15 protein-coding genes are annotated in these 20738 nt (G+C 39.9%); 3 read left to right on the top strand and 12 right to left on the bottom strand.

Annotated elements, in window-relative coordinates; translation table 11 throughout:
* Nucleotides 1-37: 37 nt before the first annotated feature.
* Genes ID165_RS03570 through cas6 (ID165_RS03550) form a run of 5 tightly spaced genes read right to left on the bottom strand, consistent with a single transcriptional unit; the run spans nt 38 to nt 5803 of the window.
* Nucleotides 38-1108, bottom strand: a complete 1071-nt coding sequence (locus tag ID165_RS03570; protein ID WP_192349022.1) for a CRISPR-associated protein Cas7 — start codon at nt 1106-1108, stop codon at nt 38-40.
* A gap of 18 nt (nt 1109-1126) precedes the next feature.
* Entirely contained in the window at nt 1127-2443 is a 1317-nt protein-coding gene (locus ID165_RS03565; protein WP_192349021.1) for a hypothetical protein, read from the bottom strand.
* Nucleotides 2440-4587: a CRISPR-associated helicase Cas3' gene (gene cas3, locus ID165_RS03560; protein ID WP_192349020.1), complete on the bottom strand. Its 2148-nt coding sequence runs from the start codon at nt 4585-4587 to the stop codon at nt 2440-2442. Before cas3 ends, ID165_RS03565 begins: the two co-directional genes overlap by 4 nt.
* Nucleotides 4587-5174 carry a hypothetical protein gene (locus ID165_RS03555; protein WP_225586968.1) on the bottom strand — a complete coding sequence of 196 codons (588 nt, stop codon included), beginning with the start codon at nt 5172-5174 and terminating at the stop codon, nt 4587-4589. The genes cas3 and ID165_RS03555 overlap by 1 nt, the downstream gene beginning before the upstream one ends.
* A 5-nt stretch (nt 5175-5179) precedes the next feature.
* Entirely contained in the window at nt 5180-5803 is a 624-nt protein-coding gene (gene cas6 / locus ID165_RS03550; protein ID WP_225586967.1) for a CRISPR-associated endoribonuclease Cas6, read from the bottom strand.
* A gap of 209 nt (nt 5804-6012) precedes the next feature.
* Here cas6 (ID165_RS03550) and ID165_RS03545 point away from each other — a divergent pair, with 209 nt between their 5' ends.
* On the top strand, nt 6013-6294 hold the full coding sequence (locus ID165_RS03545) for a hypothetical protein (protein ID WP_192349018.1): 282 nt from the start codon (nt 6013-6015) through the stop codon (nt 6292-6294).
* Nucleotides 6295-6514: 220 nt separating this feature from the next.
* Here the strand turns inward: ID165_RS03545 and cas6 (ID165_RS03540) are convergent, their stop codons facing one another.
* The 3 genes from cas6 (ID165_RS03540) to ID165_RS03530 all read right to left on the bottom strand — a co-directional run bounded on the left by cas6 (ID165_RS03540) (nt 6515) and on the right by ID165_RS03530 (nt 10393).
* Nucleotides 6515-7315, bottom strand: coding sequence for a CRISPR-associated endoribonuclease Cas6 (cas6, locus tag ID165_RS03540; RefSeq protein ID WP_192349017.1), 801 nt, complete (start codon nt 7313-7315; stop codon nt 6515-6517).
* 1029 nt (nt 7316-8344) lie between these two features.
* Entirely contained in the window at nt 8345-8758 is a 414-nt protein-coding gene (locus ID165_RS03535; RefSeq protein ID WP_192349016.1) for a two-component system response regulator, read from the bottom strand.
* 243 nt (nt 8759-9001) lie between these two features.
* The gene (locus ID165_RS03530; RefSeq protein ID WP_192349015.1) at nt 9002-10393 is read right to left on the bottom strand and encodes an OmpA family protein; all 1392 of its coding nucleotides are present in this window, start codon (nt 10391-10393) and stop codon (nt 9002-9004) included.
* A gap of 1310 nt (nt 10394-11703) precedes the next feature.
* Here ID165_RS03530 and ID165_RS03525 point away from each other — a divergent pair.
* Complete coding sequence (locus tag ID165_RS03525) at nt 11704-12417, top strand: LytTR family DNA-binding domain-containing protein (protein ID WP_192349014.1); 714 nt, start codon at nt 11704-11706, stop codon at nt 12415-12417.
* A 125-nt stretch (nt 12418-12542) separates the two neighbouring features.
* On the opposite strand, the gene ID165_RS03520 is transcribed toward ID165_RS03525, so the two are convergent.
* Entirely contained in the window at nt 12543-13130 is a 588-nt protein-coding gene (locus tag ID165_RS03520) for a hypothetical protein (RefSeq protein ID WP_192349013.1), read from the bottom strand.
* Between the two features lie 797 nt (nt 13131-13927).
* Here ID165_RS03520 and ID165_RS03515 point away from each other — a divergent pair.
* Nucleotides 13928-14317, top strand: a complete 390-nt coding sequence (locus ID165_RS03515) for a response regulator (RefSeq protein ID WP_192349012.1) — start codon at nt 13928-13930, stop codon at nt 14315-14317.
* Nucleotides 14318-14450: 133 nt separating this feature from the next.
* On the opposite strand, the gene ID165_RS03510 is transcribed toward ID165_RS03515, so the two are convergent.
* The 3 genes from ID165_RS03510 to ID165_RS03500 form a co-directional block, all read right to left on the bottom strand.
* Nucleotides 14451-14789, bottom strand: coding sequence for a hypothetical protein (locus tag ID165_RS03510; protein WP_192349011.1), 339 nt, complete (start codon nt 14787-14789; stop codon nt 14451-14453).
* A gap of 49 nt (nt 14790-14838) precedes the next feature.
* A complete protein-coding gene (locus ID165_RS03505) occupies nt 14839-18186 on the bottom strand; it encodes an ATP-binding protein (protein WP_192349010.1) in 3348 nt (1115 codons plus the stop codon).
* 199 nt (nt 18187-18385) lie between these two features.
* On the bottom strand, nt 18386-20734 hold the full coding sequence (locus tag ID165_RS03500; RefSeq protein ID WP_192349009.1) for an OmpA family protein: 2349 nt from the start codon (nt 20732-20734) through the stop codon (nt 18386-18388).
* Nucleotides 20735-20738 lie beyond the last annotated feature (4 nt).

The raw sequence follows: 20738 nt of genomic DNA, 5'->3' as shown, positions 1-20738 counted from the left end.
TAAGAGAAAGTCCTGAATTGACTTTCTCTCTTTCTCATTAAGACTGATTTTCATAATTAAATACCATCATTTTGTCAATTAGTGCTTGTTCGGCACGTTCTAGGGCATCAGCGGTTTCACCTTTGGTCTGAATAAAACCTCCAGCCTGTAAGGAAATGTATGTCTCTACTCCTTTTAGGCTTTCATCCACAATGGGATCAGCCTTTCTGGAATCTTCTTCTGAAAGTTTAGCCCGTATACTGCCTGCTATCAGGTTGGCATTGTCACTGATGGAAATGGCCAGCGTATCCATCAAACTAAAAGTCCGTGACTGATTGGATGTGATGCGCCAGTTGAGAATGGCTTTGGTGAGGCCCGGAATCCATTTTTCCCGAAGTGCTTTTGGAGCTACCAGACAGGGGCCAAATACATTACTGGATTCTATCCAGCCTTCCTCCCTTAGTTTGGTAATCGTCGAATCGGCCATTTCAGGTTCAAGTTGGTTAATGCTGACAGAAAAGAGTCTTCGCAAATCAATCGCTATATCAAATACAAAAAGACCGGTAGCACGCTCAGCAGGATTCAACCATTTCCTTCCCAAACTTCTATCCGTGTTACCTTCCGTTTTCAATACAACGTCAATTTCCTCATCTGAAAGAATATTCCCCTTTTCATCCCTAATGATCACAGCATTGTTGGGACGCTCACTTCTGTCGAAAGATCCGGCTTCTCCACCACTGGAATCAAGACCGGCCAATAGGGGGTGCAATGCCCTCATGGCGGAAATGGACAGGGGACTTCTTCGCTTAAGGGTTCTTTCACCTCCGCCTTTAGAGGCTTTCATCCATCCTCCGAACAACTGGTCGGCGTAGGTAGGGTCACATGTACCATAGACCTCTCCCTCCTTGAGCTTTTTTTGTTTATCCACTTCAAACAGAAAGGTGGTGGGGGACGGAGTTTGCTCAATGGCTTCGCAAAGCGCATCAATCAACGAGCGCTTAACCTGCTGTCCGCTGGAAAAGGGGATTCTCTTGTTGAACTGAACATCATAATAGTACTTTTGACCATTGGCCACATTGAAAACGGTGTGCTCGGCTCTTTTTAATGTTCTTATATAAATAGTGTTCATCTTTTGGTTATTTAGGATTTATGATTTCTTTTGTTGATAAGCGTAATCGAACTTCAAAAGCGTAAGAAAGTAGCCGAATTCCTCGTTGGTCATCAGGTGTACTTCATCTTTTAAGGTTTTGAGCGACTCCAAATCTTCTCCTTCCAAATCCGGGATCATAAGCGTTAAGGATTCTATAAATCCCCTTTTGGATTTGGAGGTGAACATTTCTTTTTCCACCAGCGTGACTCTTGACATTCCTTTTCCGGTATTTCTATACCGCAAAATGACCTCAGCCAATTTGGGGGTATAATCTGTGACTTCTTCTTTGTTTCGTGTTAACATAGCGACTAACCAGGTTTTGTATGCTTGATAATTTATTGTGTCTTCTTCTTTCTTGAAGGATAAGGTCTTGTTCTCAGTCATGTATTTCTTCAGACTGTCAGGCCGCAAAGCCTGCAACCCTATACTTCCCAACTCACAGGCCCTTTTAATGTGCATTCCAAAAAGGCTTTCAAATTGTTTAGGATCCAAGTAAACTCCTCCGAATAGCTGTTTATAAACATCCTTTAGCCGGGATCCCGATTTGAATTGAAACGGTATAAAACCTATCGTTTTGTTTGTTTGGCCAAATCCATAGACATAGCCCATCATTTCGGCATTGGGGAATTGGGTAGATAAACTAAAAAACAATTGGCTCCAATTGACGGTAGCTACTTCCGCCAGACTTGTGTCCACTTTGAATATCTTCTGATTGGTAAGCTCCGAAAAATCAAAATCCTCCCGATATTCCCCAGAATTTAGTGAGTATGTCAACCACTGGCCGCTCCAGGTATTGATCTGATTTCCCCGGAGTTTTCCCAAAGTAGGATCGTTCAAATACTTACGATAAACCTTCCAACCTTCAAAGGTTTGAAGTGTGATGGCAGGATTGTCAAACAGAATAGTGAAGCCTCCCGCTACTCCGATTCCAAGACTGCTGCCTATCCAGGAAAGGTAAACTTCATCTTCATCCACCGGAATGACCACATCGCTGACCAATCCGGAAGTGCTGGCATACTCCTTCGATTCGGAAGCAGGATATCCCAAAGCAAAACTCGCATCCGGAATTTCATTTTCCGCTTTTTCAAATAGATTTTCCAGCTTTTCCATCCTTTCATCTACCGAAAGTAAATGTGGCTTTTGTCCACTTTTCATTTGCACAAAAGGAGAATTGGTTACCCATTGCATGTATTTGGGGTGGTTGTAAAACAATTCCCAGTACTCTTGTTCAAAAAACGCTTTTGGGGAAAGTTCTTTGCCATATTTCTCATTATGTGCATTGAGAAAAGTCCTGCCTATTACTGCCGTGATCATAATATTTGGTTAGTTACGTCAAAGTTGTTTTCCCTTATTTGCTTCACATCCAGGCCAATCTCAAAATCATAGGACTTGTCCGGGATGATAAAGGGCTTGTTTCCTTTTTGTGCTTGGTTCATTCCCCGTACGGCAAAATACCTTACCGGTATCTCCAGTTCCAGTCTCCTTTCGAAATCAGAGTTCTCATATTCTTCAAGATCCCCTTCACAAATACAGGATACTCCGTCTATTTCGAGCAAGTCAAACAGTATCGACTTGCTTCTATGGGTGAGCTTGTCTATGGTAATTTTCCCATCTGATTTGAATACCGAATGCTCTTCTATATTCATAAAATCAATCTCAGGAAACACATAGTCGATTTTTCCCTGCAAATCCCTTTCTTTAAGTACTTGGCTGTCCTCCAAAACATCGTAAGACCTTTGGAGTACTTCCACATCATAGGGCAGGGCATCGTTTTTATTTTCCGGAGGAGCGATTACATAGATTGGTTTGGGTTTTCCTATGGTGTCTTCGGTTCTTTTTCGGTTGACCCGACCAAAACGCTGAATCAACGCATCTATAGGGGCTGTCTCTGTCACCATTAGGTCAAAACTGATATCCAGGCTTACTTCTACGATCTGGGTGGACACCACAATGCAAGCTTCGGTAGAAGTATTAAATTCTCCGATCGGATTTCCGTCCTCATCCAGGCCAAGCAGTAGTTTTTCTTTAAAATTTCTATCGCCTCTTTTGAAGCGGCTATGGAGCAAAAGAATCGGAGTATCAGGATACAATTCTTTTAAATTGAGATAGGCCTCCTGAGCCCTGGCGACCCTATTATAGACCACCAATACTTTCTTATCCTCTTCAATAGCCTGATTAATAAGTGGCAAAACCTCTTCAAATGAATTGATTTTGTATAGGGTATGCCGGTCAAAATCATCCAGTTCTTCAGGGGTGAGTTTTTCCTCCAAAATATCATCACCCAATTCTTCTGTTATTTTCTGATACAGCTTAGTTGGCATAGTGGCGGTACCGATATGTATCGCGCAGTCCAATTGTTTAAGAATCTGAACCAGTTTCAGTACAATGGCTTGCGAAACCCCTGTGTAGGTATGTATTTCATCCAAAATAATATCACAACCTTTTAAGTCTAGCAACATGGCTTCGTAACCCTTCATCCCAAAAGCAATCGCTGCCAATTGATGCGGGGTCAGGATCTTAATCGCCGAACCGAAAAGTGGCTGCAAAACACTCTCTTCTTCCTTTCCATTTTGTCGGACTACCATAGAGGCGGAATGCAAAACCCTGATGTCCAGATCAGGGTTGGACTCTTTCAGATCCTTCGCCACCCGTTTAAACATGGCATTGATGGAAGCCTGAAATGGGAGCGTATAAAAAACCCTTCCTTTTGTCCTTTTGAATAGGTAATCGGTTTTACCTGCCCCTGTACTGGCCACAACAAGGGTGTGTTTCTTTGGTGAAGCGGTTTCTTTATAGGAAAGCGGGTAAAGGGGATGTGTACGGTTAAAAAAACTAAGATTGGGGATCTGAAAAGCCCTTTCAAGATTTTTTTCTGTGCTATTGATCAAAGCAGAGGCAAAGTGATCTGCCCCCATCAGCAATCCTCTCCACTCAGCATATCCTCTGATTTTCGTTTGTTTTTTACAATAAGATATGGCGAAAGACAGGTTTTGGCGGGCAATTTCTTCACCAAACGGGACACATGGAATCCCAAGCTCATTGAGCAGTTTAAAGGCATCAGGTGACCATTGATCCCATTTGCCCACATGGTAGTCGATATACTCATACCCGTTTTCCAAGTCCAACAATCCTTTGTCCCCGGCATCATTTTTAGCAGATTTGTGGTGGGCAATGACCATATCCAATAATGCCGGATAGTCCTCTTCAGAAAATACCGACAAGAAAAGTAATGAACTTATTTCATGCCTGAATACCTTGCTGTTACGCCCATTTCCTTTTACTCTTTTTTGGAACTCAGGATGGGCTTTCCCTATATCGTGAAGAATAGCTCCATTGAAAGCCACAGATTCATCCATTTGCAAATATCTCCCAAATGCCTTAGCGGCATAGGAGACATGCAAAAGATGGTCTTTTAAGGGAGTAAATTCAGGAGCAGACTTAGCGAGTAGGTTTTCCATTAGAAAGAAGATACAGGTTGACCGACTACTTTAATCCAACCGTACATTGGTTCATTACTCACCCGGTGATAGCCTACTAAAAATGATTTGTCATTTTTCTCAAACACCAGCTCGAAGCCCGGAAATCTTTCTTCATCTTCTTCAAAAACTTCTTGGCTTACAGCAATGACATCATCCGGATACATCATATCCTCGTTCCTACACAGGCATACATGTTGCCTTGCTGCTATTGACGCATCCTCTTCGGATTCAAAAGCCAAGTGAAGGATCGGATTTTGCAAAACTCCCCGTATCAAAATAGCCTTCGGTCGGTCAAAAAGAAATTCTCTTCCTTTTCTGGTTGAATTCCAACCCCTGGTTTGAATTACCTCCTGTTGCCCGGAAAGCTGATCATAAGAAAGTCTGTGGCCAACTATTTTCTGAATGCCCGCTATTCCCAATAGTTCGGGAAACAATTTCTTCTCTATTCCCTCTATAATAGAAGGAGTCAAAAACTGCTGGCTGAATGTCTCACTATCCCTTACCGCCGTCCAGGGTTTGATAAACCCAAATGGGCCGGAATATTTTACCACATAATATTTCATCATCTCCATTATTTTAGTGCTCCGAATCCAATACCGGTAGAGTTCCCTATGCCTACATTCCAAGCAAATTTTATCTGTTCTGGATTACCTTCAATGACAATGGGACACATACTTGCTTTACAATCAACACCGTTAAATGTGATTATTTTTGTTTTTGGATTACGGTAGGTTTTGTCAAAAGAGACTTGTACACCCTCTGGATTTAAACCTGCTTTTTTTAATTTTGTCTGCAATGTCTGTGTCATAAACAAGCCACTCTCTTCATCAGAAAAAAGGTAATGCTTCTGCCTATCCCCAGATTTTCTTTTTATAAAAACGGGGCTGTTGAGGTAGAATTTTTGGATGCTTTCTACTTGTGGATCATCAGATATGGTAATTTCTTTGACAGTCATGCCGAAATTTATATCTGGATCTTGCTGGATTCCGCTTATCAAGGATTTTAAAAGGATTGGGTCATAAGTACTGATAGACCACTCCGCTCCGTATTTGAAGTCAAAACCTTCTTTTACGATTTTACCACCCATTAACCACGAAAGGGAGTACAAAGAAATGTCGTCATGGATTTGATTTTCACCAATCCATTTATGAAAAGCGCCAACCAAATGTCTTTGGTAATCGAAAGGAACTTTCATGGTGTTGGGGGATAACTTTATATTTATTCGCATACATTCTCCTATAAGAACTGTAATTTAAAATTTATATTTTTATAACTTTGATAAAAACCCTCTTGGAATTGAAAAATAAGCACTGTTATTTACACCTTAATCGCACTAAAGGGAATTTTATTTGGGGGGCATAGTGTCCCTCAAATTTTGAATTTCCTGAAATAAACTATCTTAAAATGAAACTTGAATATGACCATAGACACCTAAGTATTGCCCAGCTACACAATGAGGGTATCCGATCGCCCAAAGAACTCGAAGAGGTGGTGGAATGGAAGTATTCGCACTGCAACCAAGACGATAGTAGCTTTGAGTTCCCTGTATATATTTTCACTGGGCTCACCGATAAATGTAAGGGAATTAAGGTAGTGCTGACTTTTGACGAATCTGGACGATTTGTGACTTTAGATGCCAAAGCAGCTTTAAGAGATGAATTATTTAAACTCGTTTCTGGAAAATAATTTTTCATTTTGGCTTTATTGTTAAACTTACCAATCTTTGTATCTTTGAATATGTCGGATATAAAATCAATCACTTTACCCAAAAATTTTTCAAACCCTTTCAATAGTCCTGAAAGGGATAAATTATGGGAAAGGATGGACAAAAATGCTAAGCCTATTTCCAAAGCGGATTTGCTTAAGAAGGCAAAAGCCTTGAAAGGTAAAAATCGGCCTTGAGCTATCATTGGTCTCCTCCTTTCACCCCCACACACCCAAATCCCTGACTTCCCAAGTGCCCGAATCCGGCATAATAGCCGATCTCCTGCAACTCCACCGGCGCGGATAGCTCGAATTCATAGCTATATCCAATCAGCTTGGACTGCTGTGGTGTCAGCTGCTTGATGGTCACCCCATTTTTGTATATTTTCCCGGTAACAGTCATATCCAATAGAGGACACTCGTCTGCCAATCCTACCTCCTCCCCTTGGGATAAAACCGAAAATGCCAGACTCTTGGAAAGTAGGTTTTCCAAAATCAGATCAGCATAGCCCTTATCCATAGGACTGAGATAATCCTCTCCACCCGTAGGTCGCTTTCGCCTAACCAGAATAGGCGATAAACACCGATAGTTCATTACTTGCTGAAAAATGGGTGTTGACACACTTTCTATCCGTTGCACCTGATAGGCAGTACCCGAAATTTTATCTCCCAGAAATATTTCCTGATTCATAAACAGCCCCTTTACAAATTCCTCGGCTATTCTATCCACTAGAAAACTCACCTCTACCCTCACCTCCCTGCCATAATGCTCTATCCTACCCGACTCTGTCAGCACTTTAAATCCTCGGAAAAACATCCTTGAAAAAGAGAAAAGGCGAAAAGGCCTTCCATTTGCCCTATACCCCTGATGGTGGAGAAACTCTGCAAATTCCGAGTCTGCCTGATCTACAATCCCATATATCGCTGATGAAAGCTCATACTGATAATTAATGGGGATAAACCTTCCTGCCCCCGTACGCTCTAGCACTATATTAAATCTCATTGAATGGGGTTTTTAATTAACCTATCATGACCTAAAGTAAATGACTGACACAACACAAACTAATTATTGACATTAACTGTCAATAAAATAACAGAATACAGATGAATCCTTTGATTATCAGTTACTTTTCCAAAGATTCAGAAAATCATGAACAGATCTAGTTGTCCATGTCAAAATAAAAATAGTTGGCAGGAGTCTTCTTCTCCGTTAGTTTTTCCAAGTAAGGCAATTAAAAAGAGACAAAAAATACCCTGTACAGGGTATTTTTTGGGTGAAAACCAGAAAGTTATCCACATTTTAGGGTGAAAAGCGAGGAGATTGGTGATTTGGGCGATAAATCTGAAATAAAAATCTGCCACAGCATATCATACATCCTACTTGATGATTTTCATTTAGGCCATAAACAGCAGATCTTAGTGTGCAAATCAATTCCCTCACGGTATAACTGTGCTGAAATCTGCAGTGAACTGAAGGATCTGGAGAAGCAGGTAGATGCGAAAATAAGTGCGGTTATTTCTGAAAACCCAACCCATTTCAGATGCAAGGATTAAACCCGAATTATACATTAGGTTTCGTCATAGCCCTTCCCGCTTAAAATCGGGAAGGGCATTAATTGCAAAAAAAATCAGCCTGTTTGGAGAGTGAGTCCGCTGCGGCGGATATGGTGAACTCGAAAACAGAATGTAATGGCTGCAGTAACTTGTGCGCCGTGGCGTAGAATTGCTAATGCATATTTCAGGTTTAATGAAGGACATCTCCCTATAATTTCCACAATTGCCTTTAATTCCTTTGTGTAATTCCTGTAGTTAGCCTACTCCAAAAAAATGCACTGAGAACGATAATTTTAGAAAAAAGCTTCGGATTGCTCTTCTTTTTGAAACAATCGAAAAAAACACCAAAGGAGGTGATTTTTTCATTGATATTTTTGAGACTCTACCTTCGGTCAACAGGCAAAAGTGTCTCCTTCTGAGACCCTGCGATAACCTTCGTCGCAGAAATGCTTCTCCACACACCGCTGAAGATTAAATCTCATACCACGCTCATTCTCTTAAACACCTTGAACAGCAGATCAGGACTCAATGGTTTATACATAAATTCTCCAATATAATCCAGCGCCAGTGCTCTTTCCTTATCTATGGGGTCTATGGAGCTTGTTCGAATAATAATTTTGTAAGAAGACCTAGTCTTACTATCAAGCTTTTCAAACTCATCCAAAAAGCCCCAGCAGTCCATTATTGGCATATCAACATCCAGTAAAATAAGACTTGGCTTGGCCAAATCACTTCTGACGAGTCGTTTTCGGATAAAAGAAAGCGCCTGCTCCCCATTGTCAAAACAGAGAATCGGCTTTGTAAACTCCATTCTACGCAATAGCCTCTTCTCGACAATTTTCACAACCTCATCATCGTCTATTATTAAAATTTCGGATAAATTAAATTCCATTTCCATATTAATTTAAGAAAAATCCTGAATCTCAGACTACCTTTTAGCACTCAAAAGTATTCCGTTCTATTTCAACCCACAAAGCCCATATTAAATAATCCTAGTTATCAGGACTAGACAAATAGGGCAACTATCTAATCAGAAACCTCTTTTTTTCTCAAATGACAGTCTCAAAACCCATTTCCTACACTCTACACAATAAAAAATCCATTTTACTTTTTCCCTTGACCAATGTAGACTTAATCAAAGATGATTTGTAGAAAAGATCCATAGGTGATCCCCGTGAATTTTCAGCCTATACCTCCGCATTCCTTTGGCTGCCTCCTCCAAGTCATCATACCTATCCAACGCTACAAGAAACCTGCTCTGCCCCTCTGAAGGAGGGATGAGATAAACCTCCCGGGTATAATTGCCACGAAGATAGTTAGCCAAAGAATATGCTAACTGTAAATCCGTAAAACTTCCTGCTATAAGATAGTAAAAAGGGAAACTTTCACCAGCCACATCGATAATTTGACCAACTTTGTGTGATTCTTCGTGCATTACCTTCTCTTTATAATGAGTCTGGGATACAGGCCAAGTCGAGGGCCCCAAGACGGTGATTTTGGTGCCTAAGTCAACCACTACTTCTCCTTCAAAATCAAATTGTGGATAAGAATAAGGCAAATACTGAAAATCTCCTCTAAAAAAGACCACTTCCATCCTGCTGTTAATTGAAAATTCCTCTTCGGAGCAAGTGTCTCCACATTCTAGCAACGGATAGGAACTGCCATAAGACACCGAATTGATCCTGTCACCGTCAATCCCTTTTTCCATCAAATAGGAGACCACGGCTCTTGAGTGCCTTTCCGAAATCCGTTGGTTATAATAACGCCCCCTTCTGGAATCAAAATGGGATTTCAAATCTATCTGCAAATCAGTATGCTGAAGCAAATGCCCCACCAAATCCTCCAGCGAACCACCGGTGGGTTTCAACAAATCCCTGCCTTTATTTTTAAAACCGATTCGATCCAGAAGGATAGGGGTATTAAGTTCCAGTGGCTGCAGACTAATCTCCACGCTATCCCGGTTCCAAACAGGAATAGCACATTGTAACAAACCTATGTAGCCATGTGCAGAAACCGTGAGATCCATTAAGGAATCCACCGAAGGTAAAAACAGCTCAATTTCTCCTTTTTCATCAGTTGAAATACCGGTGGAATTCCCATCCTCATGACCTTTCAAATAAATTTGCGTACCGGGTATAGGCACTCCACTCGCCCGGTCGATGACTCGCATTTTTATCCTGTCAGTATTATCCTGCGGGTTGATCTGCGAGGGTAGATCCGACTCTAGAATGGAGAAGAACTCAGCCAAGCTGTCCATACTTGGAGAAGAAATTTCATAAACAGAAATTTCTTCTGGAATGAAAAAGCCGAAAATAGACTCATATAAATCAAGACTTTCCCAGGAGCCGTCTACCGTCAGGGGAATAAAACCTTCCTTCTTCTTGCCAATAAGAAAAGAGCCTTGCTCAGACATACCCTCCCGAAAAACTCCTGCACTAAGCCCATTCCCTTTGATTTCATGATGAGAATAACAATGGGAGTAGGTCATTAGCCCTACCAATAAAAAAGCAAGCGAAAAGGATTTCATGTGTTTACAATTTGCTTTTCAGAGGTTAAGCCAGTCGCGAAAATCGGGTTGAAATCTTTGTCGATTTCATATGATTAAAATTTGTTTTTCAGAAGTCATATGGAATCTCGCCATGATAATCATCCCGGTGTGCGACGTTCTTCGTCATGCTCGATTTCATGCGTTTATAATTGATTTTTAATGGTCACATGGAATCTCGCATGGCAGAAATCATCCCAGTGTGTGACGTTCTCGTCATGCTCGATTTCATATAATGAAAATCATAATCCTGAAATAAATTACCTGAAAACCCAACCTTCGGACAATTCTGACCAAGGGATAAACAGGATATGTTCTGCGATTCCCCATGCGGAAAAACCAATACATAGTAAAACCCAAGGGATAAAACCACATGCAAGCTTGCATTTGAAGAATTACATCATTCAGTAACAACAAAGCAAAAATTGCTATAAGGTTTACAGGTATAAATAAAACAGAAAAAAAACACCTAGAAGCTGATCATCGACTTATAAAAAATACTGTGCGTTTATTTGTAAATAAAAGGACATTCATTGCCAACTAGAAAGCAAAAATGCTTAATTGTTTAGTGGATAAAAATCATACTATAAAAGCCCGGTTGCCCCTTCAGGCATAGTTACCTAAAATCAGGTATGCTCTGAATTTAGCTTTTCCTAAAACAACAAGTAGCTATAGTCGGTTATAACAAAAATCAGACCTGAATTCTTATGATGTCCACAATGGGTAATCTGCCAGGTTTGACTCATCAGTTACTCACACGACTCTAAAACCTCATATCACAGACAGGCAATCCATGAACCGAAATAATACAATAAAACCGCAAAAAATGAATAATTTCAAGATCTACTTACCGTAACTCGTGAAAGCCCCCGGTGCGCACCCATTAGGGAAGTACAGAATTCTAATGCTAAACACCCATTATTTTCAACACCTGACGTTTAGAAATCAGAACTTCATATCATCTTGAGGAAAACTTCTTTTTGAAAAATTCTGTCTATTTCTGAAAATCAAAGAATCATTTAGTACAACATCAATACAGATTCTCGAGAATAATTAAATGTTATTAATTGTAAACAAAAAGCACAAGTCCTTAATATTATTTAGAATACCTTCGTTTAAAATACATATTAACTAAATGATAACACTCCCAATTCAGATGTTTTGGCAGGAAAAGCTGAAAATTAACTCTTTAAGAACACATCTTGAATATGACATCTCTCACTGATCAGGCTTAGATCTGCATAAAATGAAACTAAAGTTAATGGAAATGAGCTGACATACTGAATAATTAAATGCAGAAAATTTTAATAGTAGAAAATGAATTGGAATTGGCCGAAAATATGGAAGATATTCTTGAGCATTTGGGATATGAGACTGTCCATATTTTAAACAATTCGAAGGACGTATTGGATTATTTACAAAAGGAGACTCCTGATTTGATTTTGATGGATATCTTATTGGACGGACCAATAGATGGAATAGAACTGACCAGACAAATCAGAAAATCGATGGAAATTCCCACTGTTTTCATCACAGCTTATTCAGATCTAGACTTTCTGGAGCGGGTGGCAAATGTGCCCAACGAAGGCTATATCCTTAAGCCTTTCTCAAAAGAGCGTCTACGGTCTAGTCTTTTTTTGGCGTTCAGATCATTTGAAACCAAATCTAAAAACCCTAGAAAGAGTACCTTACAGATCCGTGACAAAGGATACATGGTTTCTGTACAGGAAGATGATATCTTGATTCTAAAAGCAGATGGGCTCTATACGAAAGTGTTTACAAAAGAGAAGCAGTACACGATACGGGATATATTGAAAAATGTGGTGAGCCACCTACCGGATGAGCGATTTATCCGAGTACACAAATCCTACATTATAAATATTTCCCATGTCAAATCATTAAACTCAAAGGAGCTTGTAGTTGAGAGTCATATTATCCCCATCCGCAGGGGGTATTATCAAGAATTGAAAGCAATGATCATTAATCACAAGCAACACGGTTCATAAAAACCATATGATTGGAAGGGGGCAAACAGCTCAGACTGTTCTTTATGCGTTAAAATTAATTTTCACCGTAAGACACTGAGCACTAGAACAAAGGCCTACTGCCAGTAGGCCTTTTTATTTATGTTCTATTTCCTTAACTGTAGATCCCAATACTCCACTATCTCCCGTAGTGCATCCTCCTTGAAAATAATCCAAGCTTGGGTATGCCCGAAAAATTCCAAAATCAGCTGAGTATCTGAGGCAATATCTGTAAAAAGGTGTTTTTCATCAGTTTTGAGTATTATGGAATTAAGTTTTTGATGGATTTTACCCGCAGTGGTATTAAATGTTCTACCGTAATCGTATTTCCTGTGAAAAATAGCAGCGATCTCATTATCCACATAGAATTCATAGTGACTCACGTTTACATCATCCAATTTAGCTGCATATCTATAGACTTTCAGCACGGAGCTGCCACATTCCATTATCACTTTGGTTTTTGCCGCTACCTTTCCACTAAGAGGCCAGATATTAGTTTGGATTTGTAAAGGATCTATTTCAAGAGTTCTAATGGCGAAGTCAGCTGTCTGCTTTTTCAAGACCAAGTCCCTCAGCATCGATACAGGACTAAACATTACCATCTGACCCACATAATAAAATGTGGCAGGTTCACCGTCGACTATTCTTTCCCTTCTTTTGTATCCGGTTATTATTTTTCTGAAATAATTAATCATAGTTTTATTTATCAACTTCTCTTTAGTATAGCCCTGTAAAGGGTCTTCGTCCCATGAAATATATAGTCAAACAAAAAGGGGATGGCCCACAGCTACCGCAGACCCTTCATAACATTTAAAAAGCATCCTCTGTGAATTTGGTCCAAACACCCCTCACATACCCAAGGCCCTTAGCTTCAAAAATCGCTTGCGGTTCATTTATGATCATTTCCACTTTGTTCCCCGATTCGTTACTACCCATCAAAACAAGCGAAAAAATGAGGATTTACACCTCCTTTAAGAGTAAAAAAGCAGACTTTGGTATTGTTTGTAAATAAACTGCCTGCCATCCTATCCGTCCAGCTTGGTTAGTGGTAAAAGCATTCAGAATTGAAAATATTCAGGATTTCAAAAAAATATCCATTCTTATTAGTTGTGTAAGAAAATAATATGCAATATATTTAAAGCAAAGAACGATACCGATTCAGACCCAAATAGCCCTGGTTCATATTTTCACATCATTGACAAGTGTAAATTAATTGGTTTAATTTTTTCGTTATTCTCTGAACACAACTATTAACTTAACGGTCGAATTAAACCCATTTTGTCAGTTGAATAATTGGAATCAGACTAATCGAAAAATTGATAAGTAGCTGTGGAAAAAACATTTTTAATACTGAGCTGTTTTCAGGTGGGAACTTTTGGATTTAGAGTTCTTTGTCCAAGACGCTTGTCAGCACCTCATCCAACCTATTAGAGAAAGTGACAAATCAGACAATAAATCAAACCTATATCTCTCAATCAAACCTATATTCCTTATGAAGAAGAAAATACTTGTTGTAGAAGATAATATGATCAATCGCCTAATGCTGCAGAGATATTTGGAGATTAGCGGCTATAATGTTCATACAGCGTCCAATGGCATAGATGCAATAGATCAACTTAAGGCCAACAACCTTCCTGACCTTATTGTGACGGATTTGGAGATGCCTTATATGAATGGCTATCAGTTTCTAAAAAGATTAAGGGAACACAAACCCACAAGTCAAGTCCCTGTCATAGCAATATCCGCATACGATTTAATCCTGGAAGAGGAGCTGCATGGACATTCTTTTGATCAATATATTTATAAACCATTCTCCCTGATACAGTTGAGGGATGAAATAAACCACTTTGTAAAGAGTGAATACAATATATTAAGTAATTGAAAACTGATAAGAACTTATATATTTAACTGATAATTAGTTTGTGAATTTAATTTAAGGAATGGAAAATTTGGGCCGTACCCAATGGGGATTTGGACTACAGGTTGAGGTGGATTATCCCCCCATTTGTACGTAATCAGTAGATTGGTTTGTTCGCTTTGTTATCACCTATATAGTGATTATACTGTTTATTATTTCCATGATGAACCCAGTCATCTCTTCTCTTCTTTTCTTCCAGTGCATTTTTAATTGTTGTAATCAACAAATCAGGAGTAATGGGTAAAACCAACACCAGTTTAAGCCCCAAGTCAAACTTATTGTTTTCCTCTCGGTTGGTTCCCAGGAAAATAAAAGGCAAATTCTGAAATCTGACCGAATTAAAAAGCATGCCTGCTTGATTAGCCCAGTCAGTGGAGAGGGAAAAAGTGTTAATCAGCACCAAATCTACTGCTTCCGTGGTAATGGGGGGAGCCATTCCCCTATCCTTAGTCTTTACTATCCGGAAGCCACAGTGTTCTAAAATTTCACCGCAATGTTTGAGAGGGCTTAGCCCTTGTTCTACTAGTAGAATTGTGTAATTCATAAGGAAACACTATTGAAAATGTTGTGCCACTATTTTCTTTGCTCTTGAATTGGATTTTTCCTCCCAACTTCAACACCAGTTCGTACACTATGCTCAGGCCGAGCCCCGTACCATTAATGCCGTTTGCATTGGAAGATCTATAAAAGGGATCGAAAATAAACTTTTGTTCACCCTTGGGAACTCCAATACCAAAATCCTGAATCCGCAGTGTTATCCTTCCTTCTCTATTTCTTAAGGTTAGTCGAGGCATTTTGTCCTTACCTACAGAGTACTTAAGGGCATTCTCCACGATGTTCTTGACAATATACGTAAGCCAGGTCCGATCAGATCTCATGGAGACAGGACGTTTGGGAAGATCCAGATGAATACAGGGATTGGCTGCATCAAATGAAAAACTATCCTGCAATGTATCCAAAATAACTTCGGAGATATTGAGGTGGCTTAGATTGACATTAAGTCGCCCATCCGAATTTTGCTCCATTAACAACACATCAGAAACCATATGCGTAAGCCTGCTCAGCTGGGTACTGATTTTCTCCACATGTCGAAGAGACCTAGCCTTTATGTCCTGATCATCCAGCTGCTTTAGAATCATCTCCAGCAAATCCGCACTGCTGAAAATAGTTGCCAATGGAGTTCGGAATTCATGAGAAGTCATGGCAATAAATCTGGACTTGAGTTGATTGAGTTCCTTTTCCTTATCCAGTGTTTCTTTTAACTTAACCAAAATCGACTCTCTTTCCGTAACATCCCTGGATGTGGCCAGAAAAGAATAAAGCTCTCCCTGCTCGTTATAAAGGGGTTTCCAGATCATCTCAATCTGGATAGTCTTGCCTGACACCCTATGGTTAATAGGGATAACAAACTTTGGGTACTTTTCAAAGTCAATTCCCTGATCAAGCTTGTAAGCTACGTATTCGAAAAAGTTCTTTCCCAACAAGACGTTTGGCAAGAAGCCGGTCACTCTCTGGACAGAAGGTGAAACATATAATGTCTTCAGTTCCAGATCGTGTAAGGAAACAATGTCATCTACATTGTCCGAGAGTATTTTATAAAGATTTTCAGATTCCTGGTGAAGACTTTCCGCTTTTACCCGCTGCTTATTCTCATTGACCAAGCTTATAAGATTGGCATAACTTGACATAAATGGCTGCAAGAAATCAATATCCTCCTGGGAGTATATTTTCTCCTTATTGGCAAGCCCCACCATTCCTATAAATTTTTCCCCTTTATAAATAGGTATTCCCAAAAATCTCTTCAAAACCGGGTGACCGAAAGGGAGCACGGCATTCGAAGAATAACCACTATTTAAATTATTGGATATCAAAGACTTGCCGGAAAGCAACACCTCACCGATTAAATTGTCCAGCCCCCTGAATATAAATCCATCTTTTGAGTGCTTATCGATGAAACGTTGGATCTCCTCGCTGCATTCCTTATTTCTGATTGCATTAGAACGGAGGTAAGGCTTGCCGGAATCATCATACAGCACCTCTCCAAGAAATCCATATTCGCTCTTTGTGAAGAAAATAAGAGTGGATAGAAGTTTAGAATAAGTCTCTCTTACTTCAACCTCTATGGAGAAACTTATCTGCGTTTGGTCAAGCGCATGTAAGGCTTCTTCAAGGCGGATACGCTCCAGCTCAGCCAGTTTACGTTTATGAATATTATAGAGAATAATCGTCAGTACAAACCCTCCTTTGTAGGGTAATTTTTGTGAAGACAAGCTATGCCAATTATCCCCATCGTCCTGATGAACCAAAACTTCCAAGTTGTCAATTTCCACTGCATCTTGAATGTATTTTTTGATCGAAATAGCGGGATCAGAATGAAAAACATAATCATCTATATTAAAATCGCTTCTTATAGAAGAACTGTTTTGGGAGATCATAGTTAGGAAGAACTCATTGATATAGAGTATATCCATACTATCCGGCGTACACATAAGTAAGGGAAATGGCAGATTTTCCGATATTGCCTTAAACCTTTCTTCACTCTCTATCAACTCCAGCTCCTTAGTTTTCACAGAAGTGATATCTGAATAGCGTCCATGCAGGCGAAAAGGTCTTCCAAAGCCGTCATATTCCATCCATGACTTATTCTCCACCCAGAGTGTCAGCCCCTGGTCATTCAGGATTTTATATTCCAAATTCAGGTTCCCTGTACTCCAAGCTTCATTGACGCATTGTTCTACCAGTTCTCGATCATCAGGATGTACTATATCAAGCCAATAAGAAGAGTCGTTTATAAATTTATCCCGGCTCAATCCAAGACTGGAAACTTTCTCAGAAATAATACTGAAAGATTTGGTACCGGGGTCACCTATATATAGAACATCTTCCACTGTATTGAAAAGTGATTTGAAAGCCGAGTGACTCTCCCTTAGTCTATCTGCATTTACTTTATTCTGATGAATATCTATGAAGGTTCCAAATAGCTCCTGTTTTTTTCCAGTTGGGCGCTTAACCGCAATTCTTACCCACCGCAATGAATTGGATGAGGTAATTAAGGGTAGATCTAATGATATTTCCAGAATCACGCCATTGACCAAGCTTTCCAGCTCCCTTAAAAAATAATCCTGATAGGTACGTTCTATAAACAAGAAAATAGACCGTCCCAGAGCATGTCTAATTTCAAAACCCGAAAGTCTCTTCCATCCCCCATTCAACGACATTAGATTAAAGCCATAATCCAGGGTAAAGACTACATCTCTGATATTGGCAATAATCCGCTGATAGTTTCTCTTACAGTCCAGATGATTCTTTCTGCTCTCTAATCCATATATGACAGCCCCCAAGCTATCTGCGAAATTTTTTAATAAAGCTATTGAAGTATTTGTGAATTGTGGAGTGGGTTTTCCATGCTCTAGCCCTAATAGCCCCCAGAGCTTTTTATAAGAATAAATGGGGATGAGTAGGCATGAGTTTTCATAATGGTTCTTGGGGATTTCTGAGAAACCCCCATTGTCGGAATCTTTGGTAGCCGCAAGAGCATGAAAATAGCCCTCATTGTGTATTCTTTCGATTACCTGAGTACCATCCCAAAGTGGGTTATTTGATACATACTCATCCAAATAATAAGGTTCACTGTTCTTACTCCATCCCAATTCATAAACCATCTTATATCCCTGGGCATGACTAAGATTCTTAACTATATAAGAGTGCTCCGCCTCACATTTCTCTCCCAATTCGTGTAGGATTTTTTGAAGAGCCTCCCGCAAGCTACCGGGTGAATTAAGAATTTTGAAAGCGCTTGCGGTAGCAGAAATAACCTCGTCAGTATCAACCATATAAATACAACATTATCAATAAACAGATCCTAAACTGCATGGTATTTTTCCAGAAGATCAAATTTTATCTCCCTAAGGTAATTTATTCTGAATAAATCGTAAGATTATCAGTAATGATACCAGTAGCCTCAATGCCGGAGTTTACCATATCCTATTGCTTTTATTACTTTACTGGCAGAAAAGCGGATATATCTGTAAATCAATCTATTTTTTGATTGGGCAAAGACAGAATCCACACATCCTCCCGATCCAATTTCTCTTGATAATACTTCAGTTTAAGGGATGCTTCTTTGTGATTTTCGAATTTTCCCACTGCTACTCTGTATCTATTAACTTTATCAAATGGGGGTAGAATAACTATTTCATCCTGCCCTAACTTCTTTCTTAAAGAAACTGCATATTCATCAGCGGAAACAGCAGAAGCAAAACTACCTGCAATCAGGTAATAAAATCCTCCGGTTTCTCCAGAGAAAGCTGTTTTTGTAGGCTCTTCCTCCCGCTGTTTCTGCATTTCCGAAGCGTCTGATGAGTGTGGAGATACAGTATCAACTGTGTCCCTTTTGTTTTTTGGAGCTACAGACTTCAGCTCTACTTTATTCCCATTATTCATATCCAAAAGAGGATATTCATAAGGTTTAGGCTCAAATCCTCCGTGGTAGAACACTATTTCTGTACGTCTGTTGAGTTGATGTTCAAACTCCGAACATGTCTTTCCACAATCATTCAACGGGTAGCTCTTTCCATAAGACTTTGCCGAAATACGGTCGCTTGAAATTCCAAGCCTGACCAAATAATCAACTACGGACTTCGATCTTCTTTCTGACAGCTTTTGATTATAAGAAACGGTTCCTCTAGAATCAGCATGGGATCTCAGTTCGACATTTAATGCAGGATTATCATGCAGAATAGTGGCCAATTTGAAGACAGATCCACTTTCCTGAGGTCTGATCGTAAACCGGTCAAAGTCATAATGAATATCCTTTAACACCATCGGTGTATTAAGCCTCAGCCGCTGGAGTTCGACCAGAATGGTATCCACTCCAACTATACTCAAATCTCTTACATCATAATTGAGATAATCCTGTCCATACACATTCAGATTTATCAGTGTATCCGCTTCCGTTACAAAAAAACCAGTAGCACCATTCTCTTCAGTGATAAGGGTCTGGAATGTACCTGGATTCTTCTTCTGAAGTTCTACCCCGATATCACGCAGAGGAACGCCGCTCTCTGCGTCCTTTACCATCACGATAATTCTTCTGATCAAGTTGTCGGGAAGCCGTTGGATATAATAAATATCATCCATCCCCATGCCTCCGTCACGGTCTGAGGATAGAAAATGCATAGCCTCTTCGCTCTCATCTATAAAGAAAAAAAAATCATCCTTGTTGGAGTTATAGGGAACTCCCATATTCACCGGTTTCTTGTCTCCGTCACTTGAAATAGGAATGAAGTAGATATCCAAACCTCCGAGACCTCCAAGTCCGTCAGAAGCAAAGTAGAGTGTATCCCTGTGTACAAACGGGCTTCTTTCTATTCCAAATGTATTGATATCAGATCCCAAATTCACAGGAAGGCTCCATTGTCCATCTCCACTGTTCTGCATATAATAGATATCCAACTGCCCGCTTCCACCCTCAAAATCAGCGGCAAAATACAAGCGCCGGCTTTCTGAATTCCAGTATGGATCAGAGACAAAATTTTCAGGGGTATTAGTAATCAATTCCTCTATTCCCGAGTTCTGATCAATCCTGGAAATCTGGGGTATTATTTCTTCCAGTTTTCTGTGGCGCGCAGGCCCTCTTTCCGGCGTATGGGTAATAAATAGATGACTGCTATCCCTGCTTACCGGTCCGGCATGCAGTGGGTAATTGAAATCTGAGGAAGGACGGATATCAGACAATCCCCTCCCGGCAGAGTCATAAGTCCCTTCATATATCTGTATAAAACCATTCCCTGTCCATCCAAACCTATCGGACTTATAGCTTTTAGATTTCATAGTAACTTGGGGTTCTCTGATCCTATCGGACAGAAAATATTTTCGGCTTCCAAAGGCAGTGTAGGCAAACTCAGAAAAAGTTGTGTTTACATCCTTCAAAGGTCTTATTTCTGAGGATGTCTCAGAGTTTAGCAGTGCCTTTGCTTCCCAAGCCGATTTGTACAGCATTTGCCATCTTATTGTGGAAATCTCTTCCTCACGCTTGGACGCCAAAGCCATCAGCGTCTGTTTCGCCTCCTCAAATTTAGAGTTACCTATAAAAATCTCGACCAATTCGTAGTAATTCTCCACCTCCATTTGACCGCCCTGCCTATACCAAATATACCAGAACTCTGCTTCTTTGAATTCGCGCCTTTTTAAATAGGAAGAAGCCAGTCTATAGGCTAGGTAATGTCCGGGGCGTTTATCAAAAGCCTTCTTATAGTTTACGATTGCCTGATCGTACTCAAAAAAAGCATATTGCCGATCAGCTTCTTTTTGAATGGATTTATAAGATACACAACTGCTCAATGAGAGCACACAAAATATATAGGTAAGTAATTTTTTCATTTTA

The organism is Algoriphagus sp. Y33 (assembly GCF_014838715.1).
GTDB lineage: Bacteria > Bacteroidota > Bacteroidia > Cytophagales > Cyclobacteriaceae > Algoriphagus.
Note: the sequence above shows the minus strand (reverse complement) of the source record. Positions and strands in the feature narration are given on the sequence as shown.